A 15,549-nucleotide genomic window follows, 5' to 3' on the forward strand; every position below is an offset into this window, starting at 1 on the left:
ATGAATAGCAAATATTTTTTCAGAAGATACTTACTTCTATTTTTTACCATCAGTTTAGCATTTGGCTTATCATCTTGTTCCATTCGAAAGAGTATTCTTTTTAAAACAGAACAAAATATCAACGATGAAGCTTTCTTAAATGCTGAAAACTCCGCTTTAAACAATTACACAATAGATGTAGATGACTATATCGCTATGTCTGTATTTACCAACGAAGGTGAAAAAGTAGTCGATCCAAACGGTGATTTTCTAACAACTAAGCAAATTGCTTCTCAAAGAGGAAATGGTGGTAATGCCAACTTTAACAACAACGGAATGATCGAAAGTCCGAACAGTGCCTTGAATGCACCTATTAGGGAAAACGGTGACGATCCGAAAAAATATTTGATAAAAAGTGATGGGACAACAGAACTGCCATTAATTGGAAATGTAGAATTAAAAGGTTTAACCCTAGATCAAGCCAATAAAAAACTAGCTGAATTATACAGTAAGTTTTATCAAAAGCCATACGTAATTACTCAATATACCAACAAAAGAGTAATTGTTATGGGGGCAACAGGAGCAGAGATTGTTCCTCTTCGAAACGAACACATGACACTTTTGGAAATCATTGCATTAGCTTCTCAGCAAGGAGCAAATACAGCTAGGAATAATGGTGTTCCTATTCAAAACGATATTATGGCGACCAATATTCGAATGGTACGTCCTGATCCTGTACTCGGATTTAATAAGCCTTCTGTTCAAATCGTAGATTTAAGTACAATCCAAGGTTTAAGCAAAGCTAACCTTCATGTAATGCCCAACGATGTAATTTACATTGAGCCAAGAAGAAAATCGGATACAAGAAATTTACAAGATTTGACCCTTTTAGTTAGTGTAGTATCAAGTGTTGTATCACTTTATCTATTGATCCAACAAATTTCTACTGGAAACTAAAGTCTAAAGATATTCTATGAGTGATTTTGAAAAAGAATGGGAGGACTTAGAGAACAACGAAGAAAGTTCTACCAATGATATAGATTTTGATAAACTCGAGTTTGTCGTAAAGAAGAACATTATTTGGGTGATTCTACTCTTAATTTTGAGTGGTGTAGCCTCCTATCTTTATATTCGATGGACTCCCGAAATATATCAAGCAAATACATTAAACCAAGTAAAGTTAACCTCATCCTCTCAGGAATTTGCCGAGAAGTTTGGTATCACCAACAGTTCTCTTGAAGAAGGAAAGCTAGAAAGTGAGATGGCGTTAATTACTTCAGGTGTGATGTACGAACGTATTGTAGATTCTCTTATAGATCTATCTGTAGAATATTATTCTGTTGGAGATGTTCGTGATTCTGAATTATTCGAAGATGGAGTTCCATTTACCCTCACTTATCCATCTGGAAAACAACCCGCTTTAAAAAACACACCTTTCTACCTGCAATTTTCAAATGGCGGTAAGGAATATGTGATTACCTATAAAGTCGGGCAAACCGAAAAAGAAATAAAAGGACGTTCTGGTGAAATCATTATTTTAGGAGGTCAGTCATTGATTATTACCCCTAAAAATAAAATTCTAGAAACAAATAAATATAGTTTTACATTCAATTCTAAAGCGAGCATTATCGGTTTTCTTAAAAGGAATTTATCGGTAATGATTTATGATCCAAAAGCGAAAACTATTCAAATTTCTTTTACCGCTAGAAATAGAAAAAAAGCAGAGCGAGTGCTAGAAGCTATCAATAAAGCTTACAGTCAGCTTTCAAGAGAAGGTAAGGCTTTGGTGTATGAAAGAGCATTGGAGTTTCTGTATTCACAAATTGATATTACAAAAGACTCTCTAAATAATCTGGAAACTAAGATGCGAGAGATGAGCTTCAACAAAGACCTTAGTTCTTATATGGAAGCTGGGCCAATTGTAGGAAATATTCAAGAGTTAGAAAAATCATTAAACTCTCTCAAGTCAGAGAAGAAGAAATATCAAAAATTAAGAACGTTGCTTCAGGCAGATAGTAGTATCGTCTACATTCAGGCTTATGCAACTATTCTTACTGATGGAAGTATTTCATCTAGTTTAGACGAGCTAGCCAAATTAGAAACTGAAGCACTACGTATCAGAGAATCTTACACTTCTAATACTGTTGCAAGTAATTCTACATTGGAACTGTATAAAAAATTAAGGTACGAAGTCGCAGAATCTATTCGCTTTGCTGAACAGTTTTTGGATGAGAACATCAATGATCTACAAAGAGAAATAAGTAAACTTAGGGCGGTATTTTTCCAAAATATTGGAGGAGATCCTGATTTAAAGAAAATCGAAAAAAGGGTTTCTATTTACACTGACATCTCAGATCTTTTGACCAATAAACTTATTGAGGTCAGTATGGCTCAAGCTAGTACCATCGAAAGTTCTACAGTAATCGATGCCCCTCGGGCAGGAACAGCACCAATTAGTCCAAGGAAAATGATTGCCATAGCTATTGCTATTGCTGTAGGTATTTTCTTATCAGTATTACTTATTGTGATCAATTACTTGTTGATGGACAAAATCAATGGGTTAAAGCATTTAGAAAGAAGAACGAACATGCCAATTCTTGGTTTGATTCCTAAATATGAAAAAGAAGAAATGTCGGTATCGAAATTAGTTGTATCAACTGATCCAAAATCGACTATGTCAGAGGCTTTTCGTTCTATTCGTACCAATTTAGACTTTATGGTATCAGATTTCTTAGATGATAATCCCGAAGAGGAAAAAGAACAAAAAACATCTAAAGTGATCTCTGTTACCTCTACAATTAGTGGTGAAGGTAAAACATTCGTTGCTTCTAACTTAGCGGGTATTATTGCTATGTCGGATAAAAAAGTGATTATGGTTGATCTTGATTTAAGAAAACCAAAAGTCCACTTAGCCATGGGAGGAAGTAACACTATAGGTGCATCATCTATATTAGTAGGACAAAATACGATAGAAGATTGTATGCAAGAAACTGATATACCAAACTTAAAATATATTAGTGCAGGGCCTATACCTCCAAATCCTTCTGAATTGATCTTATCCAATAATTTCAAAAGGTTTATCAAACAACTAAAAGAGAAGTTTGATGTCATAATGCTAGATTCTCCTCCTGTAGGTTTGGTGACTGATGGTATGATTGTAATGAGACATGCCGACAATCCAATCTATGTTGTCAGAGCAGATTACTCTAAACAATCGTTTATTGATAACGCAAACAACCTTTACAAATCGGGTAAGTTTAAAAATATTTCTATTGTACTTAATTCCGTTCCAGATCGTAGAAGTTACGGTGGATATGGTTACGGCTATGGAACCATGACGTATAGCTCTCAAGGTTATGGTTATGGATATACTTACGGTTATGATTCTGATCTTACTGAGGAAGATGTCGCTTATTTTGATGATAAAAAGAAACCATTCTGGAAAAAATGGTTTAAAAAATAGGTCTAACCTCTGATCCCAGAATTGTAATTTTTTAATTTCATCCACATTTTGTAGTATTACTTATTATTTAAGTTTGTGTAATTTCTGTAGATAAACAAAAAACCTAATAATACCATCACTTAAAATGATGGGTATATTTTTAGTGCTCAGGAAAAAGATCATCATAATTTATGAAGTGGTTATTCAAGTTATTTGGGAAAAAGGATCAATCTAAAAATAAAGAAGTAATTAAGGAACCCATGGGACCTCCGATTACTACTGATATGCACGCCCATTTTCTTCCTGGAATTGATGATGGTGCTCAGAATATTGGAGAATCTTTAGCTATTATCAAATCATTGCACTCCATGGGTTATACTAAATTAGTAGCTACCCCCCATGTGATGAGCGACTTTTTTAAAAATACTCCAGAAATTATCCATAAAGCACTAGAGGAAGTTAGAACAGCAGTAAAAGAAGAAGGTATCTCTATAGAGATTGATGCTGCAGCAGAATATTATCTAGATGATGTTTTTATCAAAAAACTCAGACAAGGCGAGAAGTTTTTGACCTTCGGAGATAATTACTTGTTGATGGAAACTTCATTTATTAATCCATGTATTTTTATTGATGAAGCTATATTCTTAGCCATTTCAAAAGGATATAAGCCCGTCATTGCCCATCCCGAAAGATATGGATATACCTATGAAAATAACTTTGACGAAATCGTTCGTTGGAAAAAATTAGGTGCTTTACTTCAGATCAATGCCCTTTCATTAGCAGGCTATTACTCTTCGAATGCTAAACGTTATGCAGAAAGATTGATTGATGAAGGACACGTAGATTTTATCGGAACGGACACTCACAAAGCAAAACATCTACATTGGTTAGAAAAAGTAAGGAAACTATCGTACTATAATAAGGCTCTTGGCTTATCTTTGCTAAACCATAGCATAAAAGAAGTGCCACAAAAATAATTTACACCTTGCAACTTGAAGGAAAAAAAGTATTCATCACCGGAGCAACAGGCTTTGTCGGTGGATATATCACTAGAACATTACATCAGCAAAAAGCTAAAATAATCGCATTAAAAGGGAGAAAAAATGATACTTCTTTCATTGAAGACATCAAAGATGATATTCAATGGGAAGAAGCAGATATTCTTGACCCTAATACTCTTAAAGAAGCACTTCAAGGTGTGGATTACATTGTACATACCGCTTCTATAGTTTCTTTCGAAAAAGGACTAGAAGAATTGCGATCTGTGAATGTTGACGGTACAGCAAACCTAGTAAATATGGCTATAGAAGCAAATGTTGAAAAGTTTATTCACATCAGTTCTATTGCTGCTTTAGGTGTCCCTGAATTTGGCAACGAAATTGACGAAAACTCTAAATGGACTGGAGAAAAAGGTGTTTCTGCTTATGGTATATCTAAATACAACGCTGAGCAAGAGGTGTGGAGAGGATACAGAGAAGGTTTAAATGTAGTGGTTTTAAATCCGTCTGTGATTTTAGGTGTAGGTGATTTCTCTAGAAGCTCATTGGCGATTTTTCAAACAGTAAAGAAAGGGCTAAAATATTATCCTACTGGATTTTTTAGTTCTGTAGATATACGTGATGTGGTCGATGCTGTGGTTAAAGTATTCGATGAACATATTTCTGGAGAGCGATTTATTCTCAATGCACATTCTATTCCTTATAAAAAAGCCTTGGAACTAATGGCCGATGGTTTGAATGTCGCTCCTCCGAAGAAAAAGATTTCAAAAAAACTAACACAATTGGTTTCTTCTTTTGAAGGTTTTATCAGTTTATTTTCTGGAAAGCAGAAGAAATTAACGAAAGATGTGGTACGCACAATGTACACTCAGAATGTATATAAAAGTGATAAAGCCATGTCAACGCTTCAACTTCAGTTTAAACCTTTAGAAGAGACCATGAATTGGGTAAAAACACATCAAAACTAAACCTAATTCACCTTCATACAGTTTAATTATATACACAGTTTACATTTCTAACATTCGATATTTATTACGATATTGTTGTTTGCGTTGTGTTATAAAACCCAAGCTTAATTATTGGGTACTAAATAATTAATAAACAAGGAGCTTTACGATGTCGAATCAATTTAACGACGATATAAATAAGGTCATCAAAGAATATGAGAAAAACCTTAAAGAAGGACGTAGTGATTTCTATGACCTAGACACTTTTGAGGAGATTCTTGAATATTACTTTGAGGAATTTAAAATCAATAAAGCTTTAAGCGTTTGTGAGCATGCCGAAAGCTTTTACCCAAATTCTGCATTAATCAAAGTCTATCGTTCTAAGATTAGTGCATATATGGGCAATTATAAAGAAGCCTTACAATTATCTAATGAGGCGGAAAAAATAGCTCCAAACGATTACATCGTGCTTTTCCAAAAAGGCACTATCCATTCAATTTTAGGAGAAACTGAAAAAGCCATCGGGTATTTTTATAAAGCGTTGGATGAAAGTCATGCCTCAGAAAAAGGCGAACTTTTATACAATATGGCCATCACTTATTTATCTGCAGATCAATTTGATGATGCCTATGAAGTGTTTAAATCTGCCCTTGCTGAAGATCAATCTTTAGAGGAAGCAGTGTACGAACTTTACGATTTAGCACTTAAGCTCAATAAGTTAGGTGATGTTGAAACATTATTGGAAGCACTTATTGATCTCAACCCTTATAAAGCAGAAAGTTGGTACAACAAAGGTATTTTCTTTAGTCAAGCCAAACAATTTGATAAAGCTTTGGCTTCCTTCGAATATGCTACATTGGTTAATGAAAAGTTCGAAAATGCCTATATGCATATGGGGCATTGTTATTTGAACAAAAAGGAATTTGCCAATGCGTTTAGAAAATACCTGGAAGCTTTACAAGTCACTAAAAAACCAACACCAGAGTTGTACTGTCATTTAGGTGCTGCATCAGAAATGATGGAGGACTATAATGTTGGGATCCGTTATTTTAAAAAGGCATTAGAAATAGATGTCGATTACGATGATGCTTGGTTTGGAGTAGGAGAGAACCACAGAAAACTAGGCAACTTCCTTGAAGCCACTCATTATTTAAACAAGGCGGTAAAGCTTAATCCTCATTATGATGAGTATTGGTATGCCTTGGCAAAAGCAGAAAGTTCTTTAGGAAATTTCGTTGCTGGAATTGAAGCATTCAAAAGTGCTACTAGTCTAAATCCGAATAAAATAGGTATTTGGTTGGATTGGTCTGAGGTGTACAGCAAAAACGAAGAGATGGACGAGGCGATTGAGGTCATGAAAAAAGCCATCAATAATATTCCAGAACATGCTTCTTTATATTATCGTAAGGCCGCTTATCAATTACTTGATGGTAAGATGAATGAGGCTTTTGCTTCTATTCAAAAAGCATTGGAACTCGACTACGATGTACATCAAGAATTAATTGATTATATGCCTGAGGAATCGATGAAAAAAATTCTAAAATCCGCAATTGATAAGTTTAAAAGATAATAATTGAAAAATTGTTCAAGTATTTTGATTTTTTAACATAATTATACCTCTAATAATAAAGGCTTTTACGAAATTGCGACGCATCGCAAAATTCTAAGCTTTTTAGATCATTCTGCGGTGTAAAAATGTATCGACTTCTGTATCAATTTGTAGTCGATTTTTTTTATTACAAATCGTCTGAAGATGAATTACGTATTAAATAATCTCCCTGAAAGAAGTGCAAAGCCTAGAGACAAAGGTTTAACGATGGCAATGGACAAAGGAATGTCCCTACGTGAAGTAGAAGATATTTTAGAAACTTCGGGTGATTACATAGATATAGTAAAATTAGGATGGGCTACTTCTTACGTATATCCTAAACTACAAGAAAAAATTAACCTGTATCAAGAAGCTGGAATTAAAGTATACTTAGGTGGAACATTGTTCGAAGCATTCGTTATTCGCGATCAGTTCGAAGATTACTTAAGAGTTCTTGATAAATTCAACTTAGATTTCGCTGAAGTATCAGACGGATCTATGGACATGGCTCACGATGTAAAATGTGAGTATATCCACAAATTATCTCAGCGTGCAACTGTTGTATCTGAGGTAGGATCTAAGGATGAAGAAAAAATTATTCCTCCATACAAATGGATCGAATTAATGCGTGCTGAATTAGACGCTGGTGCTTGGAAAGTAATCGGTGAAGCTAGAGAAGGTGGTAACGTTGGTTTATTCCGTTCTTCTGGTGAAGTAAGATCTGGTTTGGTAGAAGAAATTCTTACTCAAATTCCTTACGAAAAAATTATCTGGGAAGCACCTCAAAAAGCACAACAAGTTTGGTTTATCAAATTGATTGGTACTAACGTAAACTTGGGTAACATTGCTCCTAAAGAAGTAATTCCTTTAGAAACTATCCGTTTAGGTTTAAGAGGAGATACTTTCCACGACTTCTTAAACGAAGGCTGGAAGTAATCCATAAAATATATAAATAGAGGCAATCTCAACCTTTGAGATGACCTCGTATCAAAAGCCCCTGATTTAAATCCGGGGCTTTTGTTTTTTTTGAGATCACCTCATTTTTATTTAAAACAATAACACTTTCCAAGCCTCATTGATCATTCCTTTATTGATCAGGTGAGCTGCTAGCGTATGATTTTCCTCTGAAGAAGACGTTTGTGGAGTCTCTATAGTACTCAACTCTGTTTCTGTAGGAATATGATCTACATTGGCCAATTGTGCCAAATGATTTCCCGTTAATATATTGCTCTCAATAATGTGTAATGGCAATTGATCAATACCAATTCCCTTTTTCTGTATGGGTTTCTGAATTCCCAATAAGGCATCACCTGATGCTCTCACGTAGAGATTGCCACCCATTCTTCCCATCAAATCCAATTTTGCAGAATCCAATACACCCTCTTCATTAAGGTAGTTTTCATTGACATGAATGCAAACCACTTCACAGATGACTAAATTTCCTGCTCCTCCTTCATCGCCCATGGGCATCACTTCTCTTAATTTACATTCGAATTGAACAGGTGACTCTGCTACTCTTGGCGGGGCCACGATATCCGAAGGTGTTTCCGTTAATCCGGCCTTCACAAATTCATTCACACCTTTATCGTAAGCTGTGCTTGATAATGACATTTGATGAACGAAATCATACGTCACAATATTGACTGTACACTCTTTGGTCTCCTGTATATTTTCTAAAGTGTGTTTTAAGGCATTTCCTCTCACACTTCGAGTAGGTGAGAACACAAAAATGGCAGGATTTGCTCCAAAGAAATTAAAGCAACTGTAAGGACTAAGGTTCACTTTTCCAGCAGCATCGACCGTACTTACAAAAGCAATAGGACGAGGAGCAATAGCATTCAATAGATAAGAATGCATTTCTGAGGTGCTTATCTCCGATGGGATAATTTTTTTCATGGTGTTTATATGGTAGTTGTTTATGATCTGATTTTATTCAGATGGATGGTCTTATCAAATATAGAATAAGATTATTAATTCTCATAGAGAACTGAAAAAGGATGTGTTGGGTTTGATATCAATAAAACATCTCTACTATGTGAACTCCTTAACCCTACGTTCACCATTTTACAATAATTACTTAGAAGTGATATAAAGTTCAGATAATGTTTGGATTGTAGTTTTGAAATACAAGAAATAAACAACGATCCTATGCAACCTCAAATTATACCTACTTCAGAATTAATGGAGGAGCTTAACTTAAATAAGTTGAGTGCTGACTTAATGATGAAAACAACGGGACTATCATCATTTAATGAAATGTATTCTCAGTTATCGGAATACGAAGGTGTAGAGCTTATTGAAGAAGCTTTGAAAATGATGAACATCAAAGTGGAAATAAGCGATGAAGATCTTAAGAAAATACCCAAATGGGGTGCTTTTATCACTATTTCTAACCACCCCTATGGTTTATTGGATGGGGTTGTATTGCTTCAAATTCTTAGAAAAATTCGACCGGATTATAAGGTGACCGCCAATTTTTTATTGGGTAAAATGAAGCCTTTTCAAGAGTTGTTTATTCCTGTTGATCCTTTTAAGAAAACCAATTTCAAAGCATCAGAAAAGGTAAAACAAGCTTTAGCAAACGGTGATTCTATTGGTCTTTTTCCTGCAGGAGAAGTTTCTACTTATTATAACTCTCATAAAGGTATTGCCGATAAACCTTGGAGTACTTCTGCCATTAAGTTGATCAAAAGAGCTGAGGTACCGGTGATACCGATTTATTTCCATGGGGTAAACAGTTGGGTATTTCATTTATTAGGTAGAATACATCCATTGTTAAGAACTTTTCAAATCCCTAAAGAATTTCTGAATAAAAAGAATCATACCGTTAAAGTTCGCATTGGTCAGCCGATACCCGTAAAAAAGCAAAATGAATATGAAGATCTTTCTTCATTTGGTCAAATGCTTCGAGATAAAACCTATCTATTAGGTGAGGGGATGAAAAAACAAAAATTTTTACGTCCGAATAAAAAAGCAAAAACAGTAGCCGAGGAGGTAATTGCTGAAATCCCAAAAGAGATTATTAAAGATGAAATACAAAGTCTACCTGAATCTTCTTTATTATGTGCACATGGTCAGAACGAAGTACGAATAGCACATTCTGATGCTATACCATATACCCTTTTAGAAATTGGTCGATTAAGAGAAATCACTTTCAGAGCTGTGGGAGAGGGAACCAATAGAGAAGTAGATCTTGATAAATTCGATGAGTATTACCATCACTTATTTATTTGGAATACGGCTACTGCTCAAATAATTGGTGCCTACAGAATTGGAGTAGGAGAAGAGATTGTTCAAAATATCGGGAAGAAAGGATTTTATACCAATACATTATTCAAGTTCAAAAACGACTTTATTCACGTTCTAAACAATGGTATTGAATTAGGAAGATCTTTTGTGATCCAAGAAAAACAAAGAGACGCCTATCCATTGTTTTTACTTTGGAAAGGTATCAATACCTATCTAAAAAGAAATCCACAATTTAAATACATGTTTGGTCCTGTGAGTATCAGTAATGATTATTCGAATGCAGCTAAAGAGGCCATTATCTATTATAGTTATAAACATTTGTACGATCATGATATCGCCCAATTTGTGAAACCAAGAAAACGCTATAAAATAGGTGATCAAATCAAAAAGTATATTGATAACCTGATCCAGAAAGAAAGTATCGCTATAGATGAGTTGGATAAATTGGTGATGGACATAGAACCAAAAAGATTTAAGGTGCCTGTTTTAATCAGACAATATATCCGATTAAATGGTAGAATGATTGGTTTCAACATCGATCCAAAATTCAACCATTGCTTGGATGGTTTAATTCTAGTGAATGTTGATAACATACCTGAAAAAATTACAAATCAACTACAATAATAACCACATAGTTCCTTATTTAAATAGATTGTGAGAAGCTGTTCTTTTATTTGAACAGCTTCTTTTTTACTTATCCACAGAGTTATTCTTTTGTGGATAACATTTATGCACAAAATATATGATGATTTTGAAATAGCAAGAGTTGAAAACAAATAGTTATTCACATCGATGTGGATAACTATTTGTTTTTACAGTCAATTCACAAGACTTATTACTGCTTGTGTGTACGAAAAGTTATCCACAAAAAAATCCCCAACCGTTACCGATCGGGGATTTTATATAATTTGAATGATAGACGATATAATTGCTTACATCATCTTAGCGAAGTTCTTCCATATATCGTGTTCTGGAACTCTAGCGGTGAATCTCATTGGCTCCTTTTTTACTGGGTGCTCGAATGATAATTCTTTAGCATGAAGGAAGATTAATTTTCCTTTCATGATTCTACCTTTGGCTCCGTACTTCATATCCCCACGGATAGGAGAACCGATATTACCTAATTGTGCTCTAATTTGATGAGAACGACCTGTTTTTGGCTCTACATGCAAGCAATAGTTATCGCCAACACGACCCAATAACTTGTAATAGGTCTCACAATATTTACCACCACGACGATCTGATAAATAAACGTGTGTTCTATTTTTCTTTTCGTCTTTCTTCAGCCAGTTAATCATCGTGTCTTCGTCTTTTTGAGGACGCTTGCTGACTAAGGCCAAATAAGTTTTTGTGATTTTGTGCTCTTGGAAAATCTTTGCCATACGTTCCGCTGCTTTGGAAGTACGTGCAAAAACAACCACACCACTCACTGGACGGTCCAATCTATGAACAGGTGCTAAAAATACAGCGCCCGGTTTATTGTACTTATCCTTGATATACTCTTTTACGATATCGGTAAGTGTTTCATCGCCGGTGTCATCACCTTGTACTAAAATACCAGGTGCCTTGTTCACAACCACTAAGTGGTTGTCTTCATAGATTATTTGTGACTGATCTAAATTCATTTTTATTAAATCTTACTCGCTTACTCACGTAAGTGAAAGGAATTAAGTTGCATTACTTAATTCTTATTACTAATTAATTTAATGGATACTCGAAAATTCCATTCAAATATCAATTAATTGCTACAAATAGAATTGCTACTAATAGCATTCTTTTTCGTTCGGGAAGTCATGCGATTTCACATCAGAAATATAGCTTTGAACAGCTTCTTTCATCATTCCACCAACATCTGCATATCTTCTTAAGAAACGAGGTTTAAAGTCTTGTGTAATGCCCAACATATCGTGAACAACCAACACTTGACCATCAACTCCTGCACCTGCACCAATACCAATTACTGGGATGGTTAATTTCTTTGCAACTCTCTCAGCTAATGCTGAAGGAATTTTTTCCAATACCAATGCAAAACATCCTAGTTCTTCTAAAAGTTTCGCATCTTCGATTAGTTTTTGTGCTTCGGCTTCTTCTTTCGCTCTTACCGTATATGTTCCGAATTTATAAATTGATTGTGGAGTTAATCCTAAGTGACCCATTACTGGAACACCCGCAGACAAGATCTTCTTCACAGATTCTTGAATTTCTGCACCACCTTCAACTTTTACAGCATGTCCGCCTGTCTCTTTCATAATTCTGATTGCAGAACGTAAAGCTTCAGTCGAACTACCTTGATAACTACCAAAAGGAATATCCACTACAACTAATGCTCTATCCACGGCCCTTACAACAGAAGTTGCGTGGTAAATCATTTGATCTAAAGTAATTGGCAAAGTAGTTTCATTACCAGCCATTACATTGGAAGCTGAATCGCCTACCAATAACACATCAATACCTGATGAATCTAAGATTTTAGCCATCGAAAAATCATAAGCAGTAAGCATAGAAATTTTCTCTCCTCTTGCTTTCATTGCCGCTAATTGATGCGTAGTAACTTTCTTAATATCTGGTTTGTGAATTGACATTTTGTATTGAATTTATTTAACCCTCTGATAACTTGGTGCAAATATACCAATTTCAAAGCGGTTGTGAATAACACATGTCACGAATGTAACCCTTTAATTGTATGATATTTATCAAAGTTTTGTCAATAGTTCGTAATTTCGAGGCATAATGAAAGAATCAAGGTTTAATCAGAAAGTCTATTGGGTGGTTGGTGCCTCTTCGGGAATTGGTAAGCAATTGGCCATTTCTTTGAGTCAGTTTCCCTGCAAATTGATCATCTCGGCTAGAAATGAATCGGCTTTAATTGATCTTCAAAATGAATATCAAAAAGAAGATTCGATAACGGTCTTACCAATGGATTTATCTGCAAGTCAGAAAGAATTAACTGATATTTCCCATCAGGCTTATCAAATTCACCAACAATTGGATGGTATTTTTCTGGTGGGGGGAATTAGTCAACGTGCTTCATTCGAAGAAATGGCTTTATCCACTTTCGAAAAAATCATGCAGGTGAACTTTTGGGGAGCATTGCACATTACAAAGGCGGTGTTACCTTACCTAAAAAAATCTGATGACCCCATGATTGTTTGTATAAATAGTGTGCAAGGCAAAATGGGAATTCCAGATCGTACCGCTTATGCAGCATCAAAACATGCTTTATTAGGCTTTATGGATTCGTTAAGGGCGGAACTTCATCCTTTCGGCATTCAGATTACCAATATTCTACCGGGATATGTGAAAACTGATCTTGCAAAAAATGCTTTGCAAGCGGATGGTTCTCAACAAGGACAGCTTGATGAGGGGAAAGGAGGAATAACTGTGGAGAAAGCAGCCCTTGATATTTTACACTATGCTTCTATTGGTAAAAGCGAAGCAGTTATAGGCCGTCCGAGAGAACAAGCAGCGGTTTATATCAAACGTTTCTTTCCGAAGCTTTTAGAGAAATTAGTGAGAAAAAAATCATAACTTTATCAGAGCATTTTTTGCCATTCATCTTAGGGTGATACATCACCTTAAAACTTTTTATTTGATACAAAATGACCAACAAAGATATTATTAAAGGCTTCCGTTTATTGACACAATTGATGGAACTACACGGAGCCAATCCTTTTAAGACAAGAGCATATTCTACGGCGATTCAGAGTATGGAAAATGCCGGTACTCCATTAATCGGCTTAAATAATGACGAGCTGATTGCGTTGGGCTTTTCCAAAACAATGGCAGAAAAGTTAGTCAATTGGTTCTCTAGTGGGACTTTAGACGATCTTGAAGAACTAAAGGAAAAAACTCCAGAAGGTGTGATCGACATGATGGGATTGAGTGGAGTTGGGCCTAAAAAAATTGCTGCTCTTTGGAAAGAATTAGAGATCGATTCATTAGATAAGCTGAAAGTGGCTTGCGAGGAAAATAAAGTTCAAACTTTAAAAGGTTTTGCTGCTAAAACCGAAGCAAAAATTCTTCAACAAGTCGATTTCTTGAAGGAAAATAAAAAGCGTTTACATTATGCTAAAGCTGAAAAGTTTGCTGAAGTAATTGTCGCTTTCTTAGAAGAAAAAGGGATCAAAAATAGCCTTGCAGGTGAGTTATCACTGAAACGAGAAGTCGTCGATACATTATCATTTACTGTAGTTGCTGAAAGTTCTTCTCAATTGAAAACATCACTTTCGGAGTTCAATCAATTGATATTGGACGAGGCAAAATCTTCCCCACTTACTGTTCGAGGTGAATTAGTAGAAACAGGTACTTCGGTCGAATTCTTTGTCTGTAGAGAAGAGGAATTCATCAAAATTGCCTTCCAAAAATCTGCTGCTCCAGAACACCTTTCTTTAAGAGGAAGTGCTGATTATCCAACATTAAGAGACGTACTGAACAAGACGGAATATTCGTCTATTGAAGATATTTATAAGAATGCAGGACTTCCGGTCTTCCCTGTTGAATTGAGAGAAGGAGAGGAGTATGTCGGCGATTTCATTAAGAATGGAATTCCGACTTTAGTAGAAGATGAAGATCTAAAAGGAAGCTTGCACAATCACTCGGATTATTCTGACGGGCAGAATACATTAAGAGAGATGGCTGAATACTTGAAAGCAAAAGGATATGAGTATTTAGGTATTTCAGATCACTCGAAGACTGCTTTTTACGCTAACGGTCTTTCTGTGGAACGTATCGAACAGCAACACAAAGAAATTGATGCTTTAAATAAAGAATTGGCTCCTTTCAAAATCTTTAAAGGGATTGAATCTGATATCTTAAATGATGGTCGATTGGATTATGATGATGATGTTTTGGCTACATTCGATTTTGTGGTTTCGTCGATTCACTCTCCATTAACGATGGATAAAGCAACAGCAACAGCTCGTTTGATTAAGGCCATAGAACATCCTGCGACCACTATACTTGGTCATCCAACAGGACGACTTCTTTTACGTAGAGAAGGTTACCCTATCGATCATAAAGCAGTAATTGATGCTTGTGCTAAACATGGAGTGATTATCGAGATCAACTCTAGTCCATGGCGATTGGATTTGGATTGGAGATGGGCGAAGTATGCTTTAGATCAAGGCGTAAAATTATCGCTTAATCCAGATGCACACGCCGTAGAAGGGTATGCTGATATGCACTATGGATTATTAGTTGGTAGAAAAGCCGGTCTAACCAAAGAAATGACCCTCAATGCCATGAGTTTGGAAGAGATAGAAACCTATTTCAAATCAAGAAAAAAATAGAGTTGATTTTCATTCAATTCAAAAAGAATAGTAACAATTCAAGAAAATAAGTATCGAA

Annotated in this window: 12 protein-coding genes; 9 read left to right on the forward strand and 3 right to left on the reverse strand. The window is 35.4% G+C overall.

Annotation, left to right across the window (positions count from 1 at the left end; genetic code table 11):
• The 6 genes from KMW28_RS00005 (at nucleotide 1) to KMW28_RS00030 (ending at nucleotide 7,890) form a co-directional block, all read left to right on the forward strand.
• The gene (locus tag KMW28_RS00005) at nucleotides 1-936 is read left to right on the forward strand and encodes a polysaccharide biosynthesis/export family protein (protein WP_169665706.1); all 936 of its coding nucleotides are present in this window, start codon (nucleotides 1-3) and stop codon (nucleotides 934-936) included.
• Between the two features lie 16 nt (nucleotides 937-952).
• On the forward strand, nucleotides 953-3,442 hold the full coding sequence (locus tag KMW28_RS00010) for a tyrosine-protein kinase (RefSeq protein ID WP_169665708.1): 2,490 nt from the start codon (nucleotides 953-955) through the stop codon (nucleotides 3,440-3,442).
• A 170-nt stretch (nucleotides 3,443-3,612) separates the two neighbouring features.
• Nucleotides 3,613-4,398, forward strand: coding sequence for a tyrosine-protein phosphatase (locus KMW28_RS00015; RefSeq protein ID WP_169665709.1), 786 nt, complete (start codon nucleotides 3,613-3,615; stop codon nucleotides 4,396-4,398).
• Between the two features lie 8 nt (nucleotides 4,399-4,406).
• Complete coding sequence (locus tag KMW28_RS00020) at nucleotides 4,407-5,387, forward strand: NAD-dependent epimerase/dehydratase family protein (RefSeq protein ID WP_169665711.1); 981 nt, start codon at nucleotides 4,407-4,409, stop codon at nucleotides 5,385-5,387.
• 148 nt (nucleotides 5,388-5,535) lie between these two features.
• On the forward strand, nucleotides 5,536-6,936 hold the full coding sequence (locus tag KMW28_RS00025) for a tetratricopeptide repeat protein (protein ID WP_169665713.1): 1,401 nt from the start codon (nucleotides 5,536-5,538) through the stop codon (nucleotides 6,934-6,936).
• Between the two features lie 183 nt (nucleotides 6,937-7,119).
• Complete coding sequence (locus tag KMW28_RS00030) at nucleotides 7,120-7,890, forward strand: phosphosulfolactate synthase (protein WP_066211285.1); 771 nt, start codon at nucleotides 7,120-7,122, stop codon at nucleotides 7,888-7,890.
• A 111-nt stretch (nucleotides 7,891-8,001) separates the two neighbouring features.
• Here KMW28_RS00030 and KMW28_RS00035 read toward each other — a convergent pair whose 3' ends face one another.
• A complete protein-coding gene (locus KMW28_RS00035; RefSeq protein WP_169665715.1) occupies nucleotides 8,002-8,850 on the reverse strand; it encodes a flavin reductase family protein in 849 nt (282 codons plus the stop codon).
• 252 nt (nucleotides 8,851-9,102) lie between these two features.
• Here KMW28_RS00035 and KMW28_RS00040 point away from each other — a divergent pair, with 252 nt between their 5' ends.
• A complete protein-coding gene (locus KMW28_RS00040; RefSeq protein ID WP_169665717.1) occupies nucleotides 9,103-10,827 on the forward strand; it encodes a GNAT family N-acyltransferase in 1,725 nt (574 codons plus the stop codon).
• A gap of 308 nt (nucleotides 10,828-11,135) precedes the next feature.
• Here KMW28_RS00040 and KMW28_RS00045 read toward each other — a convergent pair whose 3' ends face one another.
• Nucleotides 11,136-11,828: an RluA family pseudouridine synthase gene (locus KMW28_RS00045; RefSeq protein ID WP_066211261.1), complete on the reverse strand. Its 693-nt coding sequence runs from the start codon at nucleotides 11,826-11,828 to the stop codon at nucleotides 11,136-11,138.
• A gap of 138 nt (nucleotides 11,829-11,966) precedes the next feature.
• Nucleotides 11,967-12,785 carry a 3-methyl-2-oxobutanoate hydroxymethyltransferase gene (gene panB / locus KMW28_RS00050; RefSeq protein WP_169665719.1) on the reverse strand — a complete coding sequence of 273 codons (819 nt, stop codon included), beginning with the start codon at nucleotides 12,783-12,785 and terminating at the stop codon, nucleotides 11,967-11,969.
• 148 nt (nucleotides 12,786-12,933) lie between these two features.
• On the opposite strand from panB, the gene KMW28_RS00055 reads away from it, so the two are divergent.
• Nucleotides 12,934-13,731, forward strand: a complete 798-nt coding sequence (locus KMW28_RS00055; RefSeq protein WP_169665721.1) for an SDR family oxidoreductase — start codon at nucleotides 12,934-12,936, stop codon at nucleotides 13,729-13,731.
• A gap of 71 nt (nucleotides 13,732-13,802) precedes the next feature.
• Nucleotides 13,803-15,491: a DNA polymerase/3'-5' exonuclease PolX gene (locus tag KMW28_RS00060; protein WP_169665723.1), complete on the forward strand. Its 1,689-nt coding sequence runs from the start codon at nucleotides 13,803-13,805 to the stop codon at nucleotides 15,489-15,491.
• The last annotated feature ends 58 nt before the right edge of the window (nucleotides 15,492-15,549 follow it).

Source organism: Flammeovirga yaeyamensis (genome assembly GCF_018736045.1).
GTDB lineage: Bacteria > Bacteroidota > Bacteroidia > Cytophagales > Flammeovirgaceae > Flammeovirga > Flammeovirga yaeyamensis.

Bases quoted from the DNA above. Each gene is read 5' to 3' on its own strand.
- KMW28_RS00035 (WP_169665715.1), bottom strand. From the start codon at position 8,850: ATGAAAAAAATTATCCCATCGGAGATAAGCACCTCAGAAATGCATTCT.
- KMW28_RS00025 (WP_169665713.1), top strand. From the start codon at position 5,536: ATGTCGAATCAATTTAACGACGATATAAATAAGGTCATCAAAGAATAT.
- KMW28_RS00055 (WP_169665721.1), top strand. From the start codon at position 12,934: ATGAAAGAATCAAGGTTTAATCAGAAAGTCTATTGGGTGGTTGGTGCC.
- KMW28_RS00045 (WP_066211261.1), bottom strand. From the start codon at position 11,828: ATGAATTTAGATCAGTCACAAATAATCTATGAAGACAACCACTTAGTG.
- KMW28_RS00030 (WP_066211285.1), top strand. From the start codon at position 7,120: ATGAATTACGTATTAAATAATCTCCCTGAAAGAAGTGCAAAGCCTAGA.
- panB (WP_169665719.1), bottom strand. From the start codon at position 12,785: ATGTCAATTCACAAACCAGATATTAAGAAAGTTACTACGCATCAATTA.
- KMW28_RS00015 (WP_169665709.1), top strand. From the start codon at position 3,613: ATGAAGTGGTTATTCAAGTTATTTGGGAAAAAGGATCAATCTAAAAAT.
- KMW28_RS00010 (WP_169665708.1), top strand. From the start codon at position 953: ATGAGTGATTTTGAAAAAGAATGGGAGGACTTAGAGAACAACGAAGAA.
- KMW28_RS00040 (WP_169665717.1), top strand. From the start codon at position 9,103: ATGCAACCTCAAATTATACCTACTTCAGAATTAATGGAGGAGCTTAAC.
- KMW28_RS00060 (WP_169665723.1), top strand. From the start codon at position 13,803: ATGACCAACAAAGATATTATTAAAGGCTTCCGTTTATTGACACAATTG.
- KMW28_RS00005 (WP_169665706.1), top strand. From the start codon at position 1: ATGAATAGCAAATATTTTTTCAGAAGATACTTACTTCTATTTTTTACC.